Source organism: Alteromonas sp. IB21 (genome assembly GCF_016405965.1).
Lineage (GTDB): Bacteria > Pseudomonadota > Gammaproteobacteria > Enterobacterales > Alteromonadaceae > Alteromonas.
This window is the reverse complement of record NZ_JAEFCD010000007.1, coordinates 140057-162494: the sequence shown is the minus strand read 5'-3', so window position 1 is coordinate 162494 and position 22438 is coordinate 140057. Positions and strand designations below refer to the sequence as shown.

Annotated in this window: 15 protein-coding genes and 2 pseudogenes; 2 read left to right on the top strand and 15 right to left on the bottom strand. The window is 40.3% G+C overall.

Annotated elements, in window-relative coordinates:
• From tnpB to JC525_RS07125, 14 genes and pseudogenes are all read right to left on the bottom strand, one after another.
• The coding region (gene tnpB, locus JC525_RS07185) for an IS66 family insertion sequence element accessory protein TnpB (protein ID WP_198815205.1) at nucleotides 1-221 on the bottom strand (221 nt) is incomplete at its 3' end.
• A complete protein-coding gene (tnpA, locus tag JC525_RS07180; protein ID WP_198815204.1) occupies nucleotides 218-538 on the bottom strand; it encodes an IS66 family insertion sequence element accessory protein TnpA in 321 nt (106 codons plus the stop codon). The genes tnpA and tnpB, both read right to left, overlap by 4 nt.
• 77 nt (nucleotides 539-615) lie before the next feature.
• Nucleotides 616-756, bottom strand: a pseudogene (locus JC525_RS19890) (IS481 family transposase); the annotation flags it as partial.
• Nucleotides 744-923, bottom strand: a pseudogene (locus JC525_RS19885) (helix-turn-helix domain-containing protein); the annotation flags it as partial. The pseudogenes JC525_RS19885 and JC525_RS19890, both read right to left, overlap by 13 nt.
• Nucleotides 924-1046: 123 nt before the next feature.
• Nucleotides 1047-1706 carry an HAD family hydrolase gene (locus JC525_RS07170; RefSeq protein WP_233095036.1) on the bottom strand — a complete coding sequence of 220 codons (660 nt, stop codon included), beginning with the start codon at nucleotides 1704-1706 and terminating at the stop codon, nucleotides 1047-1049.
• Complete coding sequence (locus JC525_RS07165; RefSeq protein ID WP_198815203.1) at nucleotides 1703-2446, bottom strand: 3-deoxy-manno-octulosonate cytidylyltransferase; 744 nt, start codon at nucleotides 2444-2446, stop codon at nucleotides 1703-1705. The genes JC525_RS07170 and JC525_RS07165 overlap by 4 nt, the downstream gene beginning before the upstream one ends.
• Nucleotides 2447-2449: 3 nt before the next feature.
• Complete coding sequence (locus JC525_RS07160) at nucleotides 2450-4060, bottom strand: aldolase catalytic domain-containing protein (RefSeq protein ID WP_198815202.1); 1611 nt, start codon at nucleotides 4058-4060, stop codon at nucleotides 2450-2452.
• A complete protein-coding gene (locus tag JC525_RS07155; protein WP_198815201.1) occupies nucleotides 4053-5129 on the bottom strand; it encodes a glycosyltransferase WbsX family protein in 1077 nt (358 codons plus the stop codon). Before JC525_RS07155 ends, JC525_RS07160 begins: the two co-directional genes overlap by 8 nt.
• 2 nt (nucleotides 5130-5131) lie before the next feature.
• Nucleotides 5132-6994: a glycosyltransferase gene (locus JC525_RS07150; protein WP_198815200.1), complete on the bottom strand. Its 1863-nt coding sequence runs from the start codon at nucleotides 6992-6994 to the stop codon at nucleotides 5132-5134.
• An 11-nt stretch (nucleotides 6995-7005) separates the two neighbouring features.
• Nucleotides 7006-7953 carry a hypothetical protein gene (locus tag JC525_RS07145; RefSeq protein WP_198815199.1) on the bottom strand — a complete coding sequence of 316 codons (948 nt, stop codon included), beginning with the start codon at nucleotides 7951-7953 and terminating at the stop codon, nucleotides 7006-7008.
• Entirely contained in the window at nucleotides 7946-9019 is a 1074-nt protein-coding gene (locus JC525_RS07140) for a hypothetical protein (protein ID WP_198815198.1), read from the bottom strand. The genes JC525_RS07145 and JC525_RS07140 overlap by 8 nt, the downstream gene beginning before the upstream one ends.
• Nucleotides 9019-10380: a hypothetical protein gene (locus tag JC525_RS07135; RefSeq protein WP_198815197.1), complete on the bottom strand. Its 1362-nt coding sequence runs from the start codon at nucleotides 10378-10380 to the stop codon at nucleotides 9019-9021. Before JC525_RS07135 ends, JC525_RS07140 begins: the two co-directional genes overlap by 1 nt.
• 8 nt (nucleotides 10381-10388) lie before the next feature.
• The gene (locus tag JC525_RS07130) at nucleotides 10389-11114 is read right to left on the bottom strand and encodes an ABC transporter ATP-binding protein (protein ID WP_198815196.1); all 726 of its coding nucleotides are present in this window, start codon (nucleotides 11112-11114) and stop codon (nucleotides 10389-10391) included.
• Nucleotides 11114-11896 carry an ABC transporter permease gene (locus tag JC525_RS07125; protein ID WP_198815195.1) on the bottom strand — a complete coding sequence of 261 codons (783 nt, stop codon included), beginning with the start codon at nucleotides 11894-11896 and terminating at the stop codon, nucleotides 11114-11116. Before JC525_RS07125 ends, JC525_RS07130 begins: the two co-directional genes overlap by 1 nt.
• Nucleotides 11897-12207: 311 nt before the next feature.
• On the opposite strand from JC525_RS07125, the gene JC525_RS07120 reads away from it, so the two are divergent.
• On the top strand, nucleotides 12208-17541 hold the full coding sequence (locus JC525_RS07120; protein ID WP_198815194.1) for a Calx-beta domain-containing protein: 5334 nt from the start codon (nucleotides 12208-12210) through the stop codon (nucleotides 17539-17541).
• Nucleotides 17542-17831: 290 nt separating this feature from the next.
• Entirely contained in the window at nucleotides 17832-20621 is a 2790-nt protein-coding gene (locus JC525_RS07115; RefSeq protein ID WP_198815193.1) for an FG-GAP repeat domain-containing protein, read from the top strand.
• Between the two features lie 107 nt (nucleotides 20622-20728).
• On the opposite strand, the gene JC525_RS07110 is transcribed toward JC525_RS07115, so the two are convergent.
• A complete protein-coding gene (locus JC525_RS07110; RefSeq protein WP_198815192.1) occupies nucleotides 20729-22138 on the bottom strand; it encodes a mannose-1-phosphate guanylyltransferase/mannose-6-phosphate isomerase in 1410 nt (469 codons plus the stop codon).
• Nucleotides 22139-22438: the final 300 nt, after the last annotated feature.

The following is a 22438-nucleotide window of genomic DNA, read 5'->3' as shown; positions in this document are numbered from 1 at the left end:
AGAAAAAGTGATCGGATAAAACCGAAACGACCGATCGGATTCACCGAAATACGCATTTTGACCTTATCGCGCTTTTTATTACAGAAGACGAACAGCGCATCGCGAAACGGATTGAGGTTCATGTCCTGCTCAACCACGACAATTAAGCCGTTAATCGATTTACGGAAGTCGACGACATCCATGTATAGATAAATATCGGCAGGCTCAACGAACATCTTCATTCGGCCAATGCCTTCATCACAGTAGCAACCCAGTGAGGACTCATGTTCGTTGGCACGTTCAATTGAGCGTTTCCGAGTTGCAGGACAAGGTCGCCACCCATGGCTTCGGAGTAGGATTCAATCTTCGTGACTTCACGCTTCACCTGAACGAACTTGCTGCTTGTTCGTTGAAGCCGAATATCACGACGCCTGGTATAATAGGTTTGAACGTTAATCTGCTGCTGGCGACAAAACTCTACCGCAGTGAGTCCGCTCTGTTTTTGTTGCTCAAATAGATTGAGCCAGTCTTGCACTTCTCTTCGTTGATGTTGCTGCATGGTCATTCTCCTTAGTAAAGAGAACACCATGCCGTAGCTAATTTATGAATTGAATGTGGGGATTACCGGACGGACACGCACATTTTGCCCTGATGAGTCCTTTCATTGTTGTAGTAATCCATCCACACGTCCAGATCTTTTTGAAGCTCCTCTAGCGATACATAGAGCTTCTTGCGGAAGGTGACTTGATAGAACTCATTTAATATCGTCTTGTGAAAGGTGAACGTCCGGTAATCCCACCGTCCTCAACAAGCTCTTGATAACGATAAAAGGTATCGCGAGAAACGCCCATGACTTTACACGCTCTTGATACGTTACCGAGTTCTTCGGCGAGATTAAGCAAACCTGCTTTGTGTTTGATGATTGGATTGTTAGTATGCAACATGAGAGTTACCTATTTTGTTTTGATTAAAGATTCGACACCTTTATCAAAACGGGTAACTCTCATCTTTTCAAGAAGAAATGTCAGATTAAGTCGAGACTAATTCAAATAAGGCTATATTGGTGTTTATTGGATTATTAGTTCTTCAATTTTTTCAACCTTTAATAAACCATATTCATCCGCGTAACTATTTAGCTGTGCAAACTCACTCCATCCAGTTATAAAAATGAAGTCTAATTGGAATTTACTTGCAACAACATGATCATAACGACTATCGCCAATAAATAAAGCAGGCAATTCAATATTGTTATCAGCTAATTGCTTTTGAATTATATCGTCTTTGGATGCTGGGCTTCCAAAAACTCCACCATCAAAATAAGTTTCTAGATTACGTTCACGGAATACTTCTCTCAACTCGCTTTGTGCCCCACCAGAAGCAACTAACCATTTGCTTTCTTGAGAAAATTGCTTCAATTGCTTAATTCCATCTGCAACTTCGCAGTTTAAAAGCGCGTGCTTCACTATTTCAGCGTAGTGATTTAAAACCTCTTCTAGCTCATCTTCTGTGAATGATCTTTTTAAGATATTCGTAAACAGATACTCAAACTTCTTGAATCGTGAAATGCCACCATTATTGACATGATAGCAAACGAGTGCTTGGGCTGACTCTTCACCATATTTTTTTGATGCGCTATAAAATGCTTGTGTTTTAACTCTATTTGAATTGAGAATAACTCCATCGCAATCAAAAATAAGCGTCTTGTATTTTCTAATGTCTATAGTCATATTCCGTGTAACCTTCTCAAGGCTTTTTCTACACCGTTGACATCTTCAGGACAGTCGACAGCGAGGCTTCCTGGGCGTGTTTCAACCATTTTAATTTGTACTCCCAGCTCTAGAAATCTCAATATTTCTATGTCTTCACTGAACTCTAACTGGCTTTTTCGACCAAAGCCTCTAAATGCGAATAATTCTTCCTTAGAAAAGGCATAAATACACACTTGTTTTTTGTAACGTTCAGGGGCACATTCTTCCGACTTATAGCTGGGTAATGCTGAACGAGACATGTAAACTAGTTGATTGCTTTCTGTCGTAATTACTTTTGGTATGTTTATGTTTTTTGGATCTTCAATTCTAGAGAGATAGCTAAAAGCATTTATTACACATTCAGGATGAGACAATTTGACATCTCGTACCTTAAGAATATCTGAAGGGTCAACTAATGGTTCATCCCCTTGAACGTTAATAAATAAGTCTGCTTCAATCTTGCTAGCCGCTTCCGCTAACCGGTCTGTACCAGTTAATGCAGGACCGGTCATTACGGCTTTGAAACCATTTTTATTAACCACACTGGAAATTCTTTCATCATCTGTTGCAATATAGACATTATCTGGACCAACAGCATTTGCAGACAACTCTGCAACCCATATGATCATTGGTTTACCATTTAGTTCTACTAAAGGTTTTCCTGGGTATCTAGAAGATTCAAACCTAGCTGGAATTACTACTACCGTCCTTATTGACATAGCTTACAACCCATAAACAGATTCACTTGGTATATCGTATTCTGTATTTGTAATAGATGTAACATCTATACTTACAGAAGAATTAAATAGACTGAAAACTCTTTGCATTTCGTGAGTTCTGTTGTCACCAGCACCAAACCCATCAAAACCTGCCAAGTATATTCTTGTAGCCTTACCACTTGCAGCGAGCGCTAACGCATAACTTATCACCAGAGAGTTAGGAACGACAGCAGAAGTCCTTCCTAGTTCAAATGAATTTGCTTGTATTTTTATACCAAAATCGAAAACGTCCTTATCTCCGATGGAATCAACAATATCGCTAGGTAATTGCGATAAAGGAGTGACTAGCGGTTGAGGTAGTTTAGAATGAATATCGCAATCGGCTAACAAACGAACAGGGTGGCTTGCGACTCTTAGATCAATCATGGATTCAGAAATAGTTGATTGAGTATTCAATGCAATAACCACTGGCTTATTTTTTTGAATAAACAATTCAAGAGCATTACGATGAGCTTCGACACTTGAACCTGCCCCAATAATCAACACTGGTCTGCCATTTATAATAGTTTCAGGAAACCAATAGCCTTTAGCTTCGGAATGATAGAAATCTCTGGTGGCATTTAATGAATTAACACTAAACTTCTTACCACCTTTAACCCTCAAGTGCTCTATAGCGGCAAGTATATCTTCTTCACTAAACCGTTTGTCACTTAACATTTCCTGAATGTACGTTGGATGAATACCATATTTACCCGATAGATAATAATAAGGATTCGTCCCCCAGCCACACTCATTTTTGAGCGGCTGGAAGTATGTTCTTATCAATTCCATCAGGGGAACTAAATTCACTGTAGCCTTGCGAAGATCTGATATTTCGATAGCGACCTCTTCCGTTCGCGCATTACCAGGTCCCCTGCCCATTCCGGTTACTGTAGAATCAATCCAAGTAATACCGTTTTCGATAGCAGTAAGCGTATTTGAAAGTGCTAATCCCATATTGTCATGGGTATGAACTCCCATTTCTCCTTTCCAATAAGTTCTGAACCAACTTATAATCTCAGCTGTTTTCTGGGGAGTCATACTCCCCATACTATCTGCAAAATACAGTGCGTCAATATCATAGCGCGATGCTGACAATGCAAGTGCTTCAACCTCTTCCTTTTCTCTCTCTGCAACTTGCATTAGATTGAAACCAACTAAAAATCCGCGCTCTTTCAACCAAGCGCATGCAGGTAAAGCTTCATTAAATTCGTGCACATGACAGGCTATACGGACAAGATCAACAGGAGAGTCATCTGCATGGTTTGGAAAAAGCTTCTTCAGGACGGACTCCTGTTCATCTAAACCTACGATTTCTGCCCCATTTATCATTACACCTAATTTAATGGGTTCAGGTACAGCTAAAGTCGATAGAAAGTCATCTGTACAATAGGCGTAAGCACCTTTGAAAGAAGTGTTCTTCAAAGATCTTAATCCTATTTCAATGATGTCAATACCGGCCGACGACATTGCACTTACATAACTTTCAACGACTGCTTTAGGGAAATCCCAATTATTGTAATAACCACCATCCCGCATGGTGCAGTCTAGAACTTTTATTCCATTTTTACTCATGATGATTCCTTCGACTTTTGAACTCATCGAGGCAATTTTTTAAAACCTCAAGGTAACCCAATCCATACTCTAAGTCAGGCTCCAAATAATTTCCCTCAGCCCACTCATTCCAAGCACGTATGAATACAAGATTTTCATTTACTTTTCGGCTTTCAATCAAATCTAGAACCTGAGAAACATGTATTTTGAAAAAAGCTGGATTATTGTTATAAAAAATCATTGCTTCATCGCCAAGTCTGGGAGAGGTATCCCAATTTGGTATTATCACCGGATACAAATTATCCTTTATTTTTCCTTTCGGAACGAGATGTCGCAACACCTTGGAGTACTCTACCTTCTTTAACGATTTGGAATGAAGTCTTTCCCAATTTGAAGAAGGTTCCCAAATATTACTTGGTAAATGACGCTGCCCAGAATAAAGGGAACCATCTAAACCTAACTCTTCAGGCTCGCCAGGCACAGCATCGCCTATTATGTATAACCCTGGCAATCCATTTTGCTCTGCAAGCGTTCTCCAAAATTGTAGATAAGATTTACAATCAGGAATTTCTGCAGGTCTATATATGACGAAAACAGGTTTATCATTTCTTCTTATGTATCGCTTGTCTTTAAACGCTTTTAGTAAGAAGAGGAAGTGTTCTTCTGCATCCCTTTTACCAGGATATTTTTGAATAATATCTTCACCTTGAGCACCGCCCATCCAACCTTTTCCTGACCAATCATGATTAGCCCACCCAAGACAAAAAGGGAAATCTGGCTTACCTGACTCTAAAACTTCGTTGAAAGGCCGTTCTAATAGACGTCTTCCGTTTCCCAACCAATAATGCCAATAACAAAAACCTTCGATACCATAAGTTTTAGCTAGGTTCGCTTGTTGCTCTCTTACCTCTGATAACCTTAAGTCATAAAAACCCAAATCAGCTGGTAGTTTCGGCTGAACGTGTCCAGGAAAAAGGGGAATCGATTTAGTTACATTTGTCCATTCTGTAAACCCTTTACCGTGTGCAACATCATTTTCTTTAATAGGATGAAATTGAGGTAAATAAAAAGCGATTGCTCTTGCTGTCATTACTAATCCTGACCTCTAAAATATTTACTAATATTACTCTTAAAATCTTTACCGAATTCAGGGTCTCCGCCCTCAGTTGATGCGCCACCCGCGTTGAAGATTGCCACAATAGTATCTAAGTAGGTAGTCTCGTACTTTGAAAAAAACTTCAGATTCATATCCCAGTCAGAGCACAGTTTGTACTTAGTGTTATATGGCATAAGCCCACGTTTTGTAGAAACATTGTAAAAGATAGCTTGGTGACAAATGTTTTTCTGCTTTATCTTTTCAACCGAAAACTCTCCATCATAAAGATGGCCATTTTTTGCCCACTTAACATCTCCAGATACAACTACGTTTCCATAAAATAATTTACATTGTGGGTTATTCTCTTCCATTATACGGTTCTTTACTGTCTCAAGCACTTTTTCATCAAAAAGTTCGTCATCTGACCCAAGAAATATGAGCCATTGCCCCTTGACTTTAGAAAAGGCCTTATTCATTCCGTCGTAAATACCCGAGTCAGGGCTTGAATAAACTTTAATATTTGAATAGTCAGCGAATGCTTTCGAAACATACTCGAAAGTATAATCATCTGAAGCTCCATCAGATATTATTACTTCATAGTCTCCGCACGTTTGCCGAACTATTGAATTTAGAGCTTTGTACAGGACCCCCACACTATTATAAGTTGGTATAATAATACTGAAAAATGGGGTTGACTCTTTACTTTTTTCCTTCAGATTGAAAAAAAACTCTCTATATTTATTAGTGCTTTCTTCCCCGACATAGGAAATCGGCGAGAAGTTAGCATTTAAATTACTCTGAATTTTCTTGGTCAACTCTATATCAGAAGAAAAAGAAAACTCTTTTGGAAAATCTACTGCAGGAGTACTACAAGAAAATTGGAATACTTTTAAACCTTGTGATTTCAACTCGTAGATCAGTGAGGAAGAAATACCTACACAAAAATCATAATGTTCGTATTGAACACTCTGCTCTGTTATGGAAAAAAGTTTTCTATAGGAAGCCTTATTATTGTGAGGGTGAAACCTAACTTCAAATGAATATCCATTTCGGTTACAAAATGCAAGAAGGATATGTAAAAGAGCTATATTATTCTCTCTAAAAACTTCTTGGTCGAGCACAACTAATATCTTTCTATTAGTCTCCTCAGAGGCTTTGAGGTAATTTATGTCTGGCTTTCCACAAATCACAACTCTAGTGTCACTATGGTATTTCTCTATTAAATTTTTTGTATTTTTCCCCCAAGCTAAGAAAGTTTTTGATGGTTGTACTTCGTAATTGACAACATTAACGGTTTCGATTCCTTCATACTCAATATAAAGACCGTGTTGTAACGTTACTGTTTCCTTGCCAACTAGATTTCCAATATGTGATGCTAGGCATTCAACCGGCTGCATATCAGAGAAGAGAACGATGGTATTGAATTTCCTCTTGTAAAGCTCATTCGCGATGAAAAAGTAGTATATAAAACGAATAAAAAGAGCAATTCTCAACTCTATTTCATAAATATCAAATAAAGCGAGCAAACCTTTATGCTTGCTCAGAAAATTAACAGACTCTATATTTAATGAAGGTGTCTTTTCGTAGTCTTCAACTATTGAGTAACTGATATCGTTACAACTAGATATTATTGCGTGAAAAAGTTTATGGTAATCACTTCTCACCAAACTTCTAAAAAATAGTACATCTGACTCTACATTAACATCTATATCTAGTTGGATATTGTAAAGATCTTTCAACCATTTTTTTTCTATACTCTTGATTTTATCCCTATTTCTTAAAATATAGAACTCATCACATCGCATCACGTCGCTGACTATCTTTCCTGTGATACTATTACTATTTATTCCTGCAGTCACTATTAGATCCTTCACAATATATTTCGATAATTAAAACGATCACAAAATAGGTGATAGTGAGAAGACTTCAAAGCTTCATTTTTTATGTATGAAGGGACGTTGTTTTTTCGAAAAGATATTGAGTCACTAGTTCGTCCACTATCTCCTGAGAGCTTTATCAAAGGAAAAATATCTAGAAAATCTTCACAAAACTCAACTTTTAAAGATTTACATATATTTTTAATTTGCTCAATTGGCTCTTCGACAAAGTCTTCATATTTAAAAACCGAGCAATCGGCATAGTCCTCCAAAAAGCATAAATAACGTTTACAATACTCATCGAAGCTTTGTGGATTAAATGTGACCCAGTTATTTTTAACCAACGAAGAATAAGAATCTATCGGATCTCTAATCGTTACTATTGACTCAATATTAAACTCACTTGATAAGCAACTAATTAGCGTTTTAGTTTTGTGAACCATATCGCTCAAGCAATATTCAGAGTGAGTATGTTCCCTTATAATCAAAGTACCACCGATTTTTCTCAAGTGCTTACTTACAGTGACAATATTATTAGTAAATAACTTTAAAGAGAGTTCTTTGTTAAGAGGGAGTTTTGCATACTTTATTTGTGAAACAATATCTGTCGGTAAATAAAGAGGTTTACCGCTGGGTGGAAACATTTGAGTGTATGGATGCATCTCGCTCAATAAAAACACATTTGGCATACTGCTAATGCATTTTGATATCAATGTTCCCCCAGAACATGCGAAATGATGAATAGTACGCATACTAGGTTTAGCTTTTTGTTTGGCTATTACAATACTTCTGCAACGCTCCAATAAGCTTTCAGTACCTGTAATTAATCCCTTCTTCGAAATACCGTCGCCATTCAGAACGCTACCTTTATTTTTGATTAGCGAGAGTGCACTATCAATCTCTGACTGGAGGTGCTTTAAGTTTTTTACTTGTTTAGTCACGCTGCTCGTCCGTCAACTCTGGGTATTTTTTTTCTAGCTCGTAATAGAACTCTGATGCCTGTTTAAGCTTTACATATAACTCGTCAATTAACTCGCTAAGTTCTCGCTCGTTTTGCTCTTTTTCTGAATATTTTTTTCGAAGATCGTCAAGGTCTACCTGAAGCTTCAGGTTCAGCTTATTCGTTATTTTCGATGCTTGGCTTTGTTCTTCTACCTTTGATTTGGCATTGTTCCATTCATTTTCTAGCCAAGCTTTTTCTTCATTTAGCTTCTGTTGTTGCGCCTTCAGCTCGCTTAATTGCTGTTCATTTGCTTGTAGTTTTTGAAACATTTCTGCTATTTCTTTTTGCTTCTCGCTGTTTTGCTGCTTACTATTAACTAGTAGTTCTTTATGCTGAGTAAGGCTTTCTTCAGCTTGCTGCTTATCTGCAATAGCCTGTTTTAGCTCGTTACTGTCACTATTCCATGCAGGCGGGCGGTGAATAAGCAAGAAACTAAAAGGGTGCACTTCCGCTGGGAATATAGAGTAGGCGATATTGTTTTCTTTCAAATGCGATAGCAAGCCTTTGTAACTATCCTCTGCACCATCAAATATATTATTGCTGCTGCAAGACACCAAGATACAATTAAATGTATTCAGCAGACTGTCGTCTTCCACCAAATACTGTAATTCTGCACCATTAAGATTCAGCACAGCCATATTAGCTGTGTTGTCAGCAACAGATAAATTAGACAAAAACGACGTCATCGGCTGGGATTCAAGCTGTGCTGACTCGAATAATATGCCTGGCAACAACTGTTTGATGCTAGCGGGCTGCTTTACGCTGCTAAAACCTTTTAAATTCGCTTCATTGAACGTTGATTGAGTTTCGACATTATCTAGAACGGGAAAAGGCTGCTGTTGTATATCCGTTACAGAACTATTTTCGCTTAAACTGCACAGCACTTTATTTTTAGCATTTACGCTTTTAACTGCATTTATAGTTGATTTAGGAAAGTCACCTATTAATACAAAATTTTCAAATTGATATGGCAAGCTGTTTAACAGCATTTTAAAAATTTGCATTAGTTGTCACCTCTCCCTGATGCATTCATCAGCCTTCCAATTAAGCTTAGCGTATTATGTTTTTGTGTTGCCGCTTTTGCAACGTCATCAGTCAATATTTCTTCTTGTAAAACTATTGGCTCAACTGTGGTTTGCGTTGAAGACGCTTTCTCAAAGTAAAACTCAAGCTCTTCTTGCAGCTGCAAAATTTGTAACTGCATAAGTTCGTTTTCTGCTAATGCGTTATGCAGTTCATCAGTATTGTTTGTTACTGCTGTCACACTTTCTTGCTGAATAGCATACTGTTTCTCTAATGCTAGCTTAAGCTGATGCTCAGTATCCTTTAATTTTTCTTCAAACGCTTTTTCGCCTTTTACTTTGTCATTAAATACAGCTTCAAGCTCTTCTTGAAGCTGAGCAATTTGCAGCTGGCAAAGCTCAATTTCCAGCTTTAAGTTGGAGGTTTGCTGTTCCGCGTTCTCTAAGGCTTCAGCTAACTTGCTGTTTTTGTTTTTCTCTTCCTCTAAACGTTCACTTAAGTGCGCTTTTTCGCTAGTTAGCGCCTCAAGCTCTGCCACTTTCTTTAAATTGTTTTGGTTTAACGCATTAATCTCTTCATTCAGCTGCGCGGCTTGTTGGCCTGCTTTTTCAAGCCTAGCCTCAAAACTTGTTGTAAGTTTTAACGTATTTTCTTTTAACGAATCATTATGTTGTTGCGCTTCTTGCAGCTGTTCGTTTTTCTTCGCAATTACCGACTGCGATGCACTTAAATCGCTACTCAACTTGTCATTTTTTTCCTGAAGCATCGAAGCTTCAACTTCAACGTGTGCTAATTTTTGCTGTGCTGAGCGGTTCTTAGCAATATCGATATAATTTGAGGCTATAGTATTAGCCAACTCGAAAGGAGATAACGTTTTTGGTGCTTTATTAACGCTAAGCCCACACAGCACCCGCACTATATCATCAAGTTCACAAAGTTCGTCGGTAAGCACCAAGGCTTCTATTTTATTTTTTGTTTTTTGTTGTTCATCGTTTAATTCAAAACTAACGTTTTTCCAGCTACAAACGTCAGCATATAAGGAATTGTGCGAGCGTGCTGCCTGCACGTACTCCCGCCACTGAGTTATGAGTTTTTTAACTTCTATGCTGTTACTTTCGCCATTAAAAACTTCAAAACACACATAATCAACTAACGGTAAGATTACATATTCATATTTTTCAGCGTTGTTCTCATCATCAATATAAGCCGTTACGCCTTCTTCAGAAAACAAACTGTCTTTAACACTGGGAACTTTGCTTTCTGTTAATTCAAAATACGTATTAAGCTTCTTCTTCGAAAGCTCTTGCCCTTTAGCAAAACTTTCACTTGGATAAATAATCATAAATTCTGTTATTTCCTATTACGCCGAGTTCGCTCTTGCTGTATAAACTCTTCGTATTCATCAACGAGTATATCTGCTGGCCCCACTTTTTTTACTTCGCCATGCTCAAGCCAAACTACGCGACTGCAAAGCCGTTTCACCTGCCCCGCAGAGTGTGAAACAAACACCACAGTTTGATCGGAGTTTATTCGGCTTAAAATGGCTTTTTCGGCTTTTCGCTTAAACCGTGTGTCGCCAACGCCTAATGTCTCGTCAACCAGTAATACATCGGCTTCCATAAGCATTGCTACTGAAAACCCTAGGCGAGAACGCATACCAGAGCTGTAACTTTTAACCGGCTGTTCAAATGCATCACCTAATTCGGAAAATTCTAAAATACTGGGTAATGCATTAAGTGCCGCTTCTTTACTGTGGCCTAAAAGCATGGCTGAAAGAATGGCATTGTCACGCCCGGAAAGCTGCCTATCGAAACCTGTTGCTAGCGACTGCAAGCTAATGTAATTCACATTAGAGACAAGCTCGCCACTATCGGCTTTCAAAATACCTGCCAACACTTTTAATAATGTTGACTTGCCGCAACCGTTTCTACCTATAACACCTAGTGTTTCGCCTTTAAAAACCTGAAAACTCACGTTTTTTAGTGCGTAATGTTGATGGTAACGAAAAAAACCTTTACGGGTTCTAAACGTTAGGCACACATCTTTTAAGCTTAAACTAACAGACGGCTGGCTCATTATTGCAACACCAATCTAGGGTAGCGAGAGTCGAACAAACGCAGCAGTGATATTGCGGCGAAAAGGGCAACTAAACACGCGCCGGCCATAGCTCCCAAATATGCCCAGTCTGGAAGCGTATTTTCCATTAACACCTTTCTGTACATTGAAATAGCGCTTGCTAACGGGTTAAGAAAAAACAACTCTTTATGTTCAGGCTTTAAAAACTGCATGGGGTCGTAAAATATTCCCGATGCAAACATCATTAACGTGACAAAGGTGCCTACAATGAACTTCATATCGGGAAGAAAAGGCACTAGGGCCGAAAACAGCACAGCCAAACTGCTTACAAATAGCAACTGCATTAACGCGATAGGAATAATTGCAAACCAATTTAAGGTGGGTTCGTACCCCATGCCAGCCAGAATCGCTAACATCAATAAGAAAACAAAGACGGTTTTCACCAGGTCTTGCCCAATAACCACGGCTGGAAAGAAAATTTTAGGAATGTTGATTTGATTCATTAAACCGCCACCGGCAACAAGTGCATTACTGGCATTGTTAACAGTTCGAGAGAACCAAAGAAATGGAATTTTGCCTACAATAAGAAATGCTACGAAGTCATCGGTACGTGAATTTAAAAATATACCGAAAATTACATAGTACATGGCAATGAACAACGCAGGTTCTAAAACCCACCACAGGTAGTTGAGCTGGCTTTGTGCTGCTTCTGACTTTAGGTTCATTCTTATTTTGACGGCAACAAGATGCCAAAAACGGCTACCGCTCGCTGAATACCGCATATTACAAGGCTACCATGTTGTTATTTGAACCATTCCGTGTGCTAAATTTTAGCGCTATATTAAACCAAAAGTGTACCTGCTTTACTATGCTAATTACAGTGCTTCGCTGCAATTTGAAATTGAACGCATAATTTTTATGCTTTGAAAAGCGGAGTGCCGTTCAACATAGTTTTTGTTATACATCTAGAGAGCTTAAATTATACCTTAGTATTAAATCCCATACCCACCCATATTCGCTTATAGCCTTTCAAAGGCCTAGGTTTCACTGCTACCCTAAGCGAATATGTGTGTTTTTTGTAAAGGACTACCTCATGAGCATTAAATCCTCGGCTCTGTCACTGCTTTGTTTGTTCGCCATTCCTACGTTTATTTATGCCAAAACCCCCGTGTTCGTTGAGGTATCAAATAATGTTCAACGCGCAGATGTAAAAAGCGCGAATAGTGTGTTGATGCAGCAAAACGACAAGTCGCATTTTTCAATTGCCCAGATTAATAGCGAGGCACTCGCCTCAGTTTCTGTTGGCGAAACTGTTTCTTTTAATTTTCCCTCAAATGTAACAAACGCTCGGGTTTCAAAAATAACTACGGGTATTAATGGCGCTAAACATATTACCGTACGTTCGACAATCAACGGCATACCGGTCTCTTCCTTAATTACGATTGGAGACACCGATGTATTTATGGATATTAGCACTGAACAAGGCTACTACACCGCTATGGGCGATAAAGATAGCGTGCTAATGCATAAACCCGACGTGCTTAATAGCATGCGGGTGAAGTCGTTCAATGATGCAATAGCACCTGAGCCTGTGCTTAGCCTTTCAGAACGTACTGTCGCTCCTTTAGGTGTCAATGCAAAGCAGTTTGTAGGTAACATAGATAAACAGCGAGCTGAAGTTAACGCTAACACGTCTGTATCCGAGAACAACGATATCGCGGTTATTGAAATATTTTTTGTATACTCGAGTAACGTACGTGATGTGATAAATGATATAGACACCCGCATAGATCACCTTATCGCGTATGCTAACCAAGTATTCGAAGATTCCGACATTTACGTTCAAGTGCGTTTTAAAGGAAAGCTAGAGGTAGATTATCCGTACAATATTGGTAGTGTAGCGCTAAATGCAATTAGCTCAGGAACGCCGCCATTTGAGAACGTTGAACAGCTCAAAAATGAAAACGGCGCCGACGCAGTAGCGCTGTTAATACCCCAGTCAGAAAATGATTATTCATCTGGTATAGCTTATTTGCTGGGGCATTTAAACTCGTCTTCAGCTGACAGGATGTATAGCCAAACTGATGTTGACGCTGGGGCCTCTACTTTCGTTCACGAACTAGGGCATAATTTAGGGTTGGGCCACTCTCGCCAGCAGGGCGATAAAGGGGCTGACTTCGATTACGGTGTAGGCTTTCGTATACCTGTAACTAATAACGCTGGGTTCAACACTATAATGGCGTACGGCACTCAAGGTGCTTACAATAGAGCCCCGCTATTTTCTAACCCAACAAAGTTGTGTGGAGAATTTCCATGTGGCGTTTCTAAACATGACGAAAATTATGGCGCAGATGCAACTTATGCAGTAAACGCGGTAAGGCACATCGTTGCAAATTACGGCAAAACCGATGGTCAAAGTATTGCTATCGAAAACGCACTGAACGCTGTTTCAGATCCCAACCTTGCTAATTGTCTCGCTGATGCGACAGACAGTTCGGTTGTGTTTGCGCATCAGGTTAAACGTATTTACTGCTATAATGAATTAAATAGCTTAACAGGTTTAGAGCAATTTACTGGGCTACAAAGCGTACACCTTAGTCAAGCGCATGTTAATGATATTTCAGCCCTTTCTGCATTGAGAAATCTGAACAGCCTTACGCTGAATGAAATTCTAACATCTAACCTTGGCCCTCTAGAAAGTTTACAAAGCCTTAAAACGCTATCGCTTCGTTCAGATGCATTGGATAACGAAAGTGCAATATTGCTATCTAACTTGTCTAGTTTGACCACACTATCAATTTCAAGCAACGCCCTTACTAATCTGCCAGACTTTTCCTCTATTGCGCTATTAGAAGAGCTAACCATAAGGGCGCCGATAGAATCCTTAAATGGCATCACCCAAAACAGAAACTTGAAGCATTTAGAGATTGACTCAGCCAGTGCGACATTTCCTACCGCTTTTTCTTGGCCTTTACTTGAGTCTTTATATTTGTCAAATGTAATGCTTGAGTCGCTTTCTCAAGTAAATGGCTTAGAAACCCTCAAGCAGCTTTCGCTTCAGTCGATGGGGTTAACTTCTATTGACGAGCTTAGCGCTTTGAAAGGGTTAACAGAACTAAACGTTAGTGGAAATGATATTACAGATATTAGCGCTGTTAGAGACTTCCCAAATTTAACGCGAATTAACATTGCTAATAACCCGGTTGAAAACATAGAAGTACTGAGCGAACTCTCCTATTTGACAGAACTTACTGCGGGTAGCTACGGCATAGAGCAAGACTGGTCTTTTGTCAGTTCTCTTTCTTTTTTACGCGAACTGAATTTAACTGAAATTGACGCTTCAGATTTAAGCGCCATTTCAAACTTATCAGGCTCTATACAGAATTTAAGCTTAGACGAAGTAAATGCTTCAGACCTAAGTGAACTCTTTGAGTTTTATCGACTACAGAACTTGACCATATACGCTGCTTCCAGAGGGCCAGATTTTTATTGCTGGCAGCAAGATTACTTAGAAACTTTGCCCAGATATAATAGCTATGTCAGAGAAGGTTATGGCTCTGAAGGGTGCGATACCTCTGATGATAGTAATGATTATGATGGCGATGGCATTAGCAACATTGATGAGCTTAATAGGCAAAGTAACCCTACAGAAAATGATAACCAACCGGCTACCATTGAATTTTTAGAATCGTCACTATCATACTATGAGCAAGCAACTGGCGTTATGTATACTGGAGTTCTAAGAAGAAAAGGCAATTCTTTGTCTTCGTCGTCGGTAACATTGACCGATTTTTACGACACGGCTGATTTTTACGACTATTCATTTTATTCTGCATATGAGAGCTTTTATCCTGGCGATAACGCCGTATCTTTTAATTTTTATGTAAAAGCAGACGATTTAAAAGAAGGCACAGAATCATTTTACGTAGAACTTTCTAATGCAAGCGGTGCGCAGTTAGGAACCAACACTACGCTTACGATTGAAATAAAAGACAATATTGACGGAAGCGACATCATAGAGCCTGGCGAGAATGCAGTAATAGGCTGGGAATCATCTTACACCTCTGTAGATGAATCGGCAGAACAAATAACGTTAATGCTAAATCGCCCTGCTGGCTTAAATCAAGCATTCAGCGTGGAAGTTGAGGCGGTTCCATTAACTGCAGAAAGTGAAAACAGCATAACGCTGGATAAAAAAGTCATAAGTTTCGATAGTAACGATAACTTCCAAACCGTAACAGCTAGCTTTAGAGACGATGCCACTTACAGTGGCTCAAAATATTTAGCATTACGCCTTTTGAACCCTGAAGGCGTAGTCATTGATGATGCATTTGGCTCACTAACCCTCGAGATAGCCGATGATGAATCCGAAGGGCGACGAATTGAATTCGAACAGTATTGGCACGACGTTAATGAAGGTGACGGTTCGTTTGAGTTAGTACTTAAACGAGAGGGTAATGACACTGAAACAAGACAATTTTCAATCAATAAGATCTCTGGGGATCTAACCTTTGGTGAGGATATTGTTCTCTCATCTTCGTCTGTAACGTTTTTACCTCATGAAAAGCAGAAAGTTATTAATGTGAGAGTTATTGATGACAGTTTTGACGAGGCATATTTTGAATATGCGCAAATTAGTATAGAAGGGCTCTCACGTGATTTGATTGGCGACAAATGGAGCACTAGCATCAATTTATATGATAACGATGCGCCCGGAGAGGAAACGGGTAAAGTATCGTTTGCGAGCCGAAACAGCACAGCTTATGAGCCTCGAAGTGTATCTTACAATGGCTCGAATATTCATTACGTTGATATCGTTCGCGAGGGTGACCTTTCTGGCACGCTTACTGTGAACTATAGAATGGAAAGTGATAGCGCCAATAATGAAGATTTCAGCGATTACTCAGAGAGTGTTTTATTTGCACCTGGTGAGGACAGAAAAACAATAAGTGTTAGCATTTTGCGTGATGATCTTATTGAAGGTACAGAGAGCTTTATAGTGCGCTTAGATGTTAACAACCAGTTCTTAGGAAGTATTAATTCTCATCGAGTATCAATTATTGACGATGAAAGTGCATTTGAAACAGGCATAGTTACAACAGAGGAACTAAATCTGGTTACGGTTGAAGGGAGCGTTCTTGAATTCGCGTTAGTGAGAACTGGCGACCTAACAGGTGCTCGTGAGGTAAAGCTTTGGTTTCGTGACACGACAACAAGCGAAAAAGATTATGTGAGCTTTGATAGGCCTATTCGTTTTGCCCCTAACGAAGCCCGTAAAGTAGTTGAAATTAAAATTGTTGACGATGCCATTGATGAACTTATCGAAACGTTCGAAATTAGCATAGATAGCGATGATTACAGCGCAGTGGGTAATCCCTCGTATTCTGTTATTGATATTGTCGATAACGACAAGCCTAAATTAACTCCATACGACTACGACGGTGACGGCAAGTCGGATATTGTTATACGCAGACCAGGAATAGGTCAGTTTATTGTGGCACGTTCTTCGGACAACACGATTATGCGCGCTTATTTCGGTTCTATGGCAAACGACATTCCCTTAGCTGGGGATTTCGACGGAGATGGAGTAACCGATATCGCTATTCGTCGCACCGCTGTTAAACAGTTCATTTCACGCACTACTTCTGACGATAAAATAAACCGAATTTTCTTCGGCTCTCGCGATGAAGATATTCCAGTTATTGCAGATTACGACGGTGACGGTATTGATGATATTGCTATTCGCCGCCCCTCAACCGGTCAGTGGTTTATTAAACACAGCAGTACAGGTGCTATTATTCGTGAAACCTTTGGGTTGGATGTATCAGATACGCCAGTGGTGGCGGACTACGACGGAGACGGAAAAGCAGATATTGCCGTACGCCGTAAAAGCGCAGGTCAATTTATCATTAAATTCTCATCTAGCAACGCGATAGACAGAATAGGGTTTGGCTCATTGGCAACAGACATCCCTGTTGTGGGGGACTATGACGGCGACGGAAAAGCTGACATTGCCATTCGTCGACCTGATAGCGGTTTTTGGTTTATTAAACGTTCATCAGACAGCGTTATTCAGCGAGTCTTCTTTGGCTCTCAATCAGATGACATTCCAGTAATTGCTGATTATGACGGCGATGGTATTACGGATATTGCGATTCGCCGCCCGTCTACTGGAAGCTGGATTGTGAAACAAAGTTCAGATGGTAGTTACACGCGCCTTTATTTTGGAAGTGAATCTAGCGATATCCCTCTTGCCGCGCCTTTGTCATCGCTGCTGCAAATGACGGAGCAATCTTCACTTAATTACAAAGAAGTAGAGGCAGATAGCTTTGATAAATTGCTGAAAGACGACAGTATGAAGTTATTTAAAGAACAGCTTACTCCTCATCAAAGCTGGAAATCAGTCGATGTTCCAACCATCGACTAGATAAATTTATAAGTCCGATGCCATTACTTTTTCAATCAAGCATTGAGAAAGTAATGGCTCAACATAATTAAAGATGCATCAACAGCATTGACTATTTTTTGTTCTCCCTCTACTCTTGATGCTTGTGTGCGCAGGGATGCAGCAGTACTCGAATAAAGAAGTTCACTTACAGCGTAGTTTTGCTTTCCTCCCTTCTTCACAATAACTTCAGCGAGATTTATTCATTAAATAGTCGCTGACCTCTAGTAGAAAAATACAGCAGCTCAATTTCTATTATTTAAGGTAATACTATGAAAGGGAAAAGTTTGATGTCTTGTTTAGCTCAATTTGTTGCAAGACTCACTACCATCTTATTTTTAACTACATGCACATCCTCACTTGCATATTCAGAAGATCTTAATTCACTTTTTGATGAAAATGACACTGTTTATGTGGGGATACAGCCAATAGAAGGGGCCCTGCCTGAAGTAAGGTGGATTTTTGTCAAGAACGAAAACCAACAGTGGACACTTGTTCAAAACCAGCAGTTCTACGGCGCAAGTTCAGGTCCAGCTCGATCAGATATAATAAGTTTGACTATTTCTGGCGATAAACTTACAGCCACCCCTAATGCCAACAATCTCGACTCCTCCTCGTTTCAGCAATTTGATATTTACAGTCAAGAGTTTGAAAGTAACTGGGGAAGCTTGGTTGCATCTCAACTTCAAAAAGCCAGTGAACAAGGTTTGCTGTCGGGACCCTTTTTCGAAGTCAATTATGTTTTTGAACAAATTGAAATTACTTCGGAAGGTGATGAGCTGTTCGAAAGCAATGTTACATATCAGGAAATACTTTTAATTCCAGAAGGTATCTACACCAACTTAGAAGGTGGATGGCAAGGGCCTACTGAAATAGAAAAAAGCACGGTTACTGATCAGACATCGTCCAAAAACATTGTAGAAGCTGCAAAATTTGATGCGTTCAATACCCAAGAGTTGATGCAAGGTAACTGGGCTGTTCCTTTTATTAGCAGTATATCAACAAATTTTGGTACTGAAGATGAAGTGACTTGGCTATACGATTTACTCGACTTTTCAATGGACAGTGAAAATACAGTAACCAGTGGCACTTCTAAAGCGACAAACACCACTTACAACGTTATAAGAGAAGAAGGTGAGCTTTATTATACATGGGGTATTATTGGCGCCAGTGAAAATGGTGATTCTTTCTACAGAGCTAAAATTAATATTACAGCGCAAGAACGCGGTACCTACCTAGGGTTTATAGAGATAAGAGAAATTGTAGATAACAATGGTGTGGTGGTAGAAAGAATAAACCATCCCCCCGTCGCTAGTATCATTGCTAAAGAGAATGTATCTGATGAAAGGTTCATTCGCGGCATTTCAACACAATTCCCATTCATGCAAAACAGTGTGATAAATGGACGTGACGTCATTAGCGCTAACGACCCTGATTTAGTTTGCTTCAATATATTCGGCTACATATTCAACAGCGATAACTCTTTGCAGCGTGGCGTTACTTGCATAGAGAGTGAGGAAGGCGATTCCTTATATTTACCTCCGTCTGATTGGACATGGTCTGTTGATACTAGGCAAGTTACACTCTCTTACCGGTCTGACAATGGATATTACACGTCTCGAGACCGAATGTGGGAGGTGCTTTCGTCAGATAACGCAGGTAACACAGTCGTGCTTGAGTACAGTATTGCTGAACTAAAATCTGACCCAGGCAAGTTTCCTTTTTTTATTCGCCCCAGAATAAACTACATTAAATTAAAAGATTTAAGTCAATTCGAAGATATTTACGCTAATAGCGGATTTGGCGGTGATGCTGACGGCGACGGTATTGAAGATGGTCCTGATACCGATGATGATAACGACGGCATGCCGGATTACTATGAAGAGTCGTTCTCGCTGAATCACTTAAATAGCGCCGACCGTGATGAAGACCTAGATGGCGATGGCCTTACCAACTTTGAGGAGTTCACCCTTGGTAGTTACCCTAACGACAGTGACTCCGATAACGATGGCATTCCTGATGGTGAAGACACTTCACCAGTGCCAGTTGATAAAGAAGCGCGTACTGCGTTTGATTACGACGGCGATGGCATTTCAGATATTGTTATTCGCCGCCCTGAGATTGGCCAGTTTCTTGTAGCTCGCTCGTCTGATGGTACCATTATGCGTGCGTTCTTTGGTTCACTAGGCAGTGACATTCCTCTTGCCGGTGACTTCGATGGGGATGGCACAACCGACCTTGCTATTCGGCGTCCTTCTGTAAAACAGTTTATTTCCCGTACGTCGTCTGACGACAGTATTAACCGTATTTTCTTCGGCTCTCAAGATGAAGACATTCCGGTTATTGCCGATTACGACGGTGATGGTGTTGATGATATTGCCATTCGCCGCCCTTCTAGCGGACAGTGGTTTATTAAGTACAGCTCCACCGGTGACATTATGCGTGAAACCTTTGGTACTAGTACGTCTGATATTCCTGCCGTGGCCGATTACGATGGTGATGGTAAAGCGGATATTGCGGTACGCAGACAAGATGCTGGGCAGTTTATTATTAAGTATTCAAGTACTGGTGAGATAGACCGCATCTTCTTTGGCTCTCAATCTACCGATATTCCAGTACCCGCCGACTATGACGGTGACGGCAAAGCCGATATTGCTATTCGCCGCCCTGATAGCGGATTCTGGTTCGTGAAACGCTCTACTGATGGCGTTATTGAGCGCACCTTCTTCGGTTCACTCAGTGATGATATTCCTGTTGTGGCTGATTACGATGGTGACGGCAAAGCCGATATCGCTATTCGACGTCCTGCTTCGGGAACTTGGGTAGTTAAACAGTCGTCAGATGGCAGCTACACGCGCCTCTTCTTTGGCAGTAAAACCACCGACATTCCGTTGGCGGCACCGCTTAACACGGTATTGGGTTTAACCGCTAATGACGCGACGAGCGGCAGCGCTACTGAACTGCTGGAAGGGTTTGAAATTGATAGAAGCGAAACGCTAATTAAAGAAGCCATCAGTGCCGAATCAAGCTGGATAGCAGATAAAGTCACATCGGTAGATTAATAGCAGTCATTTTTTTAAAGCATGAGTGGTGAAACTCCACTCATGCTTTTCTGTAACAACTAAAAAGCTAGTCAGGTTTATGACTGGCATTTTTCTATCTGCAATTGTTACTTTTTCTCAACTCGACCATATCTGTCTGAGAATCTCACAATATCATCCTCGCCTAAATAAGCACCAGATTGAACCTCAATAAGTTCTAGCGGTATTTTACCCGGGTTTTCTAGCGCATGAACCGCACCTATTGGAATATAGACTGACTGATTCTCAGTAACTAATGTGGTTTTATCGTCAATGGTGACATTGGCACTGCCCGATACCACAATCCAGTGTTCGGCTCGGTGGTGGTGCATTTGCACTGAAAGCTTTTCACCGGGTTTGACTGTAATGCGCTTAACTTGAAAGCGAGCACCACTGTCGATTGAGTCATAGCTTCCCCATGGGCGGAATACTTCACGGTGGAATTCAAATTCTGGGCGATGCTCTGCTTTAAGTTTATTCACTACGGATTTAATGCTTTGTGCATCGTCCTTATGAGCCACCATAACGGCATCTTTGGTTTCTACAACTATTACATCTTCTAAACCAATTACAGAGACCAAACGTTGCTCAGCATTCACGTAACTGTTCTTGGTGTTTTCTAAAATAGTATCACCTACAGTGGCGTTGCCGTTTTCGTCTTTCTCAGCCGTTTCCCATAACGACGACCAACTACCAACATCGCTCCAACCTGCGTCTAATGGAACCATGGCTGCACTGTCGGTTTTTTCCATTACAGTGTAATCGATAGAATCGTCTGGGCAGGTTGCGAATATATCGTGGTCTACGCGGATAAAATCTAAGTCTGGCGTTTCGCTGTCGATGGCCCGTTTACATACATCCAGCATTTCCGGGTTGTATTTAGCGAGTTCTTCTAAATAGCGACTGGCTTTAAACATAAACATGCCGCTATTCCAGAAGTAGCTTCCAGACTCTACGTATTCTTTTGCGGTTTCTAATGCTGGTTTTTCTACAAATTGCGCCACTTCAAAACCATCGCCCACTTGCTCTCCAGCTTTGATATAACCATACCCCGTATGCGGCTGGTCTGGCACAATACCGAACGTTACTAGTTTGCCCTGTTCTGCCAGCTTTTCTGCTTTTTCGATAGCAGTATGGAAAGCTTGGTTGTTTTGAATAAGGTGGTCGGCAGCTAGTACCAGTAGCACTGGATCATCGCCGTGAATTGTTGCATGAAGTGCTGCTAGCGCTATTGCTGGTGCTGTATTCCGGCCAACTGGTTCTAGAAGAATACCGCCATGATGGATATCTTTTTGGCGAAGCTGTTCCGCCACTAGAAAGCGATGGGCGTCGTTACAAATGAAAATTGGATTCTGAGCTGGCGTACCTTTTAAACGGGTAATTGTGTCTTGCAGCATTGTGCTATCTGATGTGAGAGACAGAAACTGCTTTGGAAGTGCTGCTCGAGATTTTGGCCACAAGCGGCTACCTGAGCCGCCAGCTAATACTACTGGTTTCATTTGTAATATCCTTGATGTGCGGGTTCTATGCCCACGTCCTGTCATATATACTTTAGACGTTCAGTATACAAACCTTTGTATTACGTTTAAATGGCAAAGTTATATTGAATTACAGCTGAAGTTTTAGTAATTGGCAGCTATAGGCCCTTAGTTTGTTTCACAACGATTAAAAACTAACGAATGATTCGCGCCGATAAATTTGGAGACGAATTTGTTAGGTTTCTGCAGCCGTCTATTACCGACGATTACTTGTAAAAAACAAAAAGCCACACTTAGTGGCTTAAACGTAAAGGGTGCTTT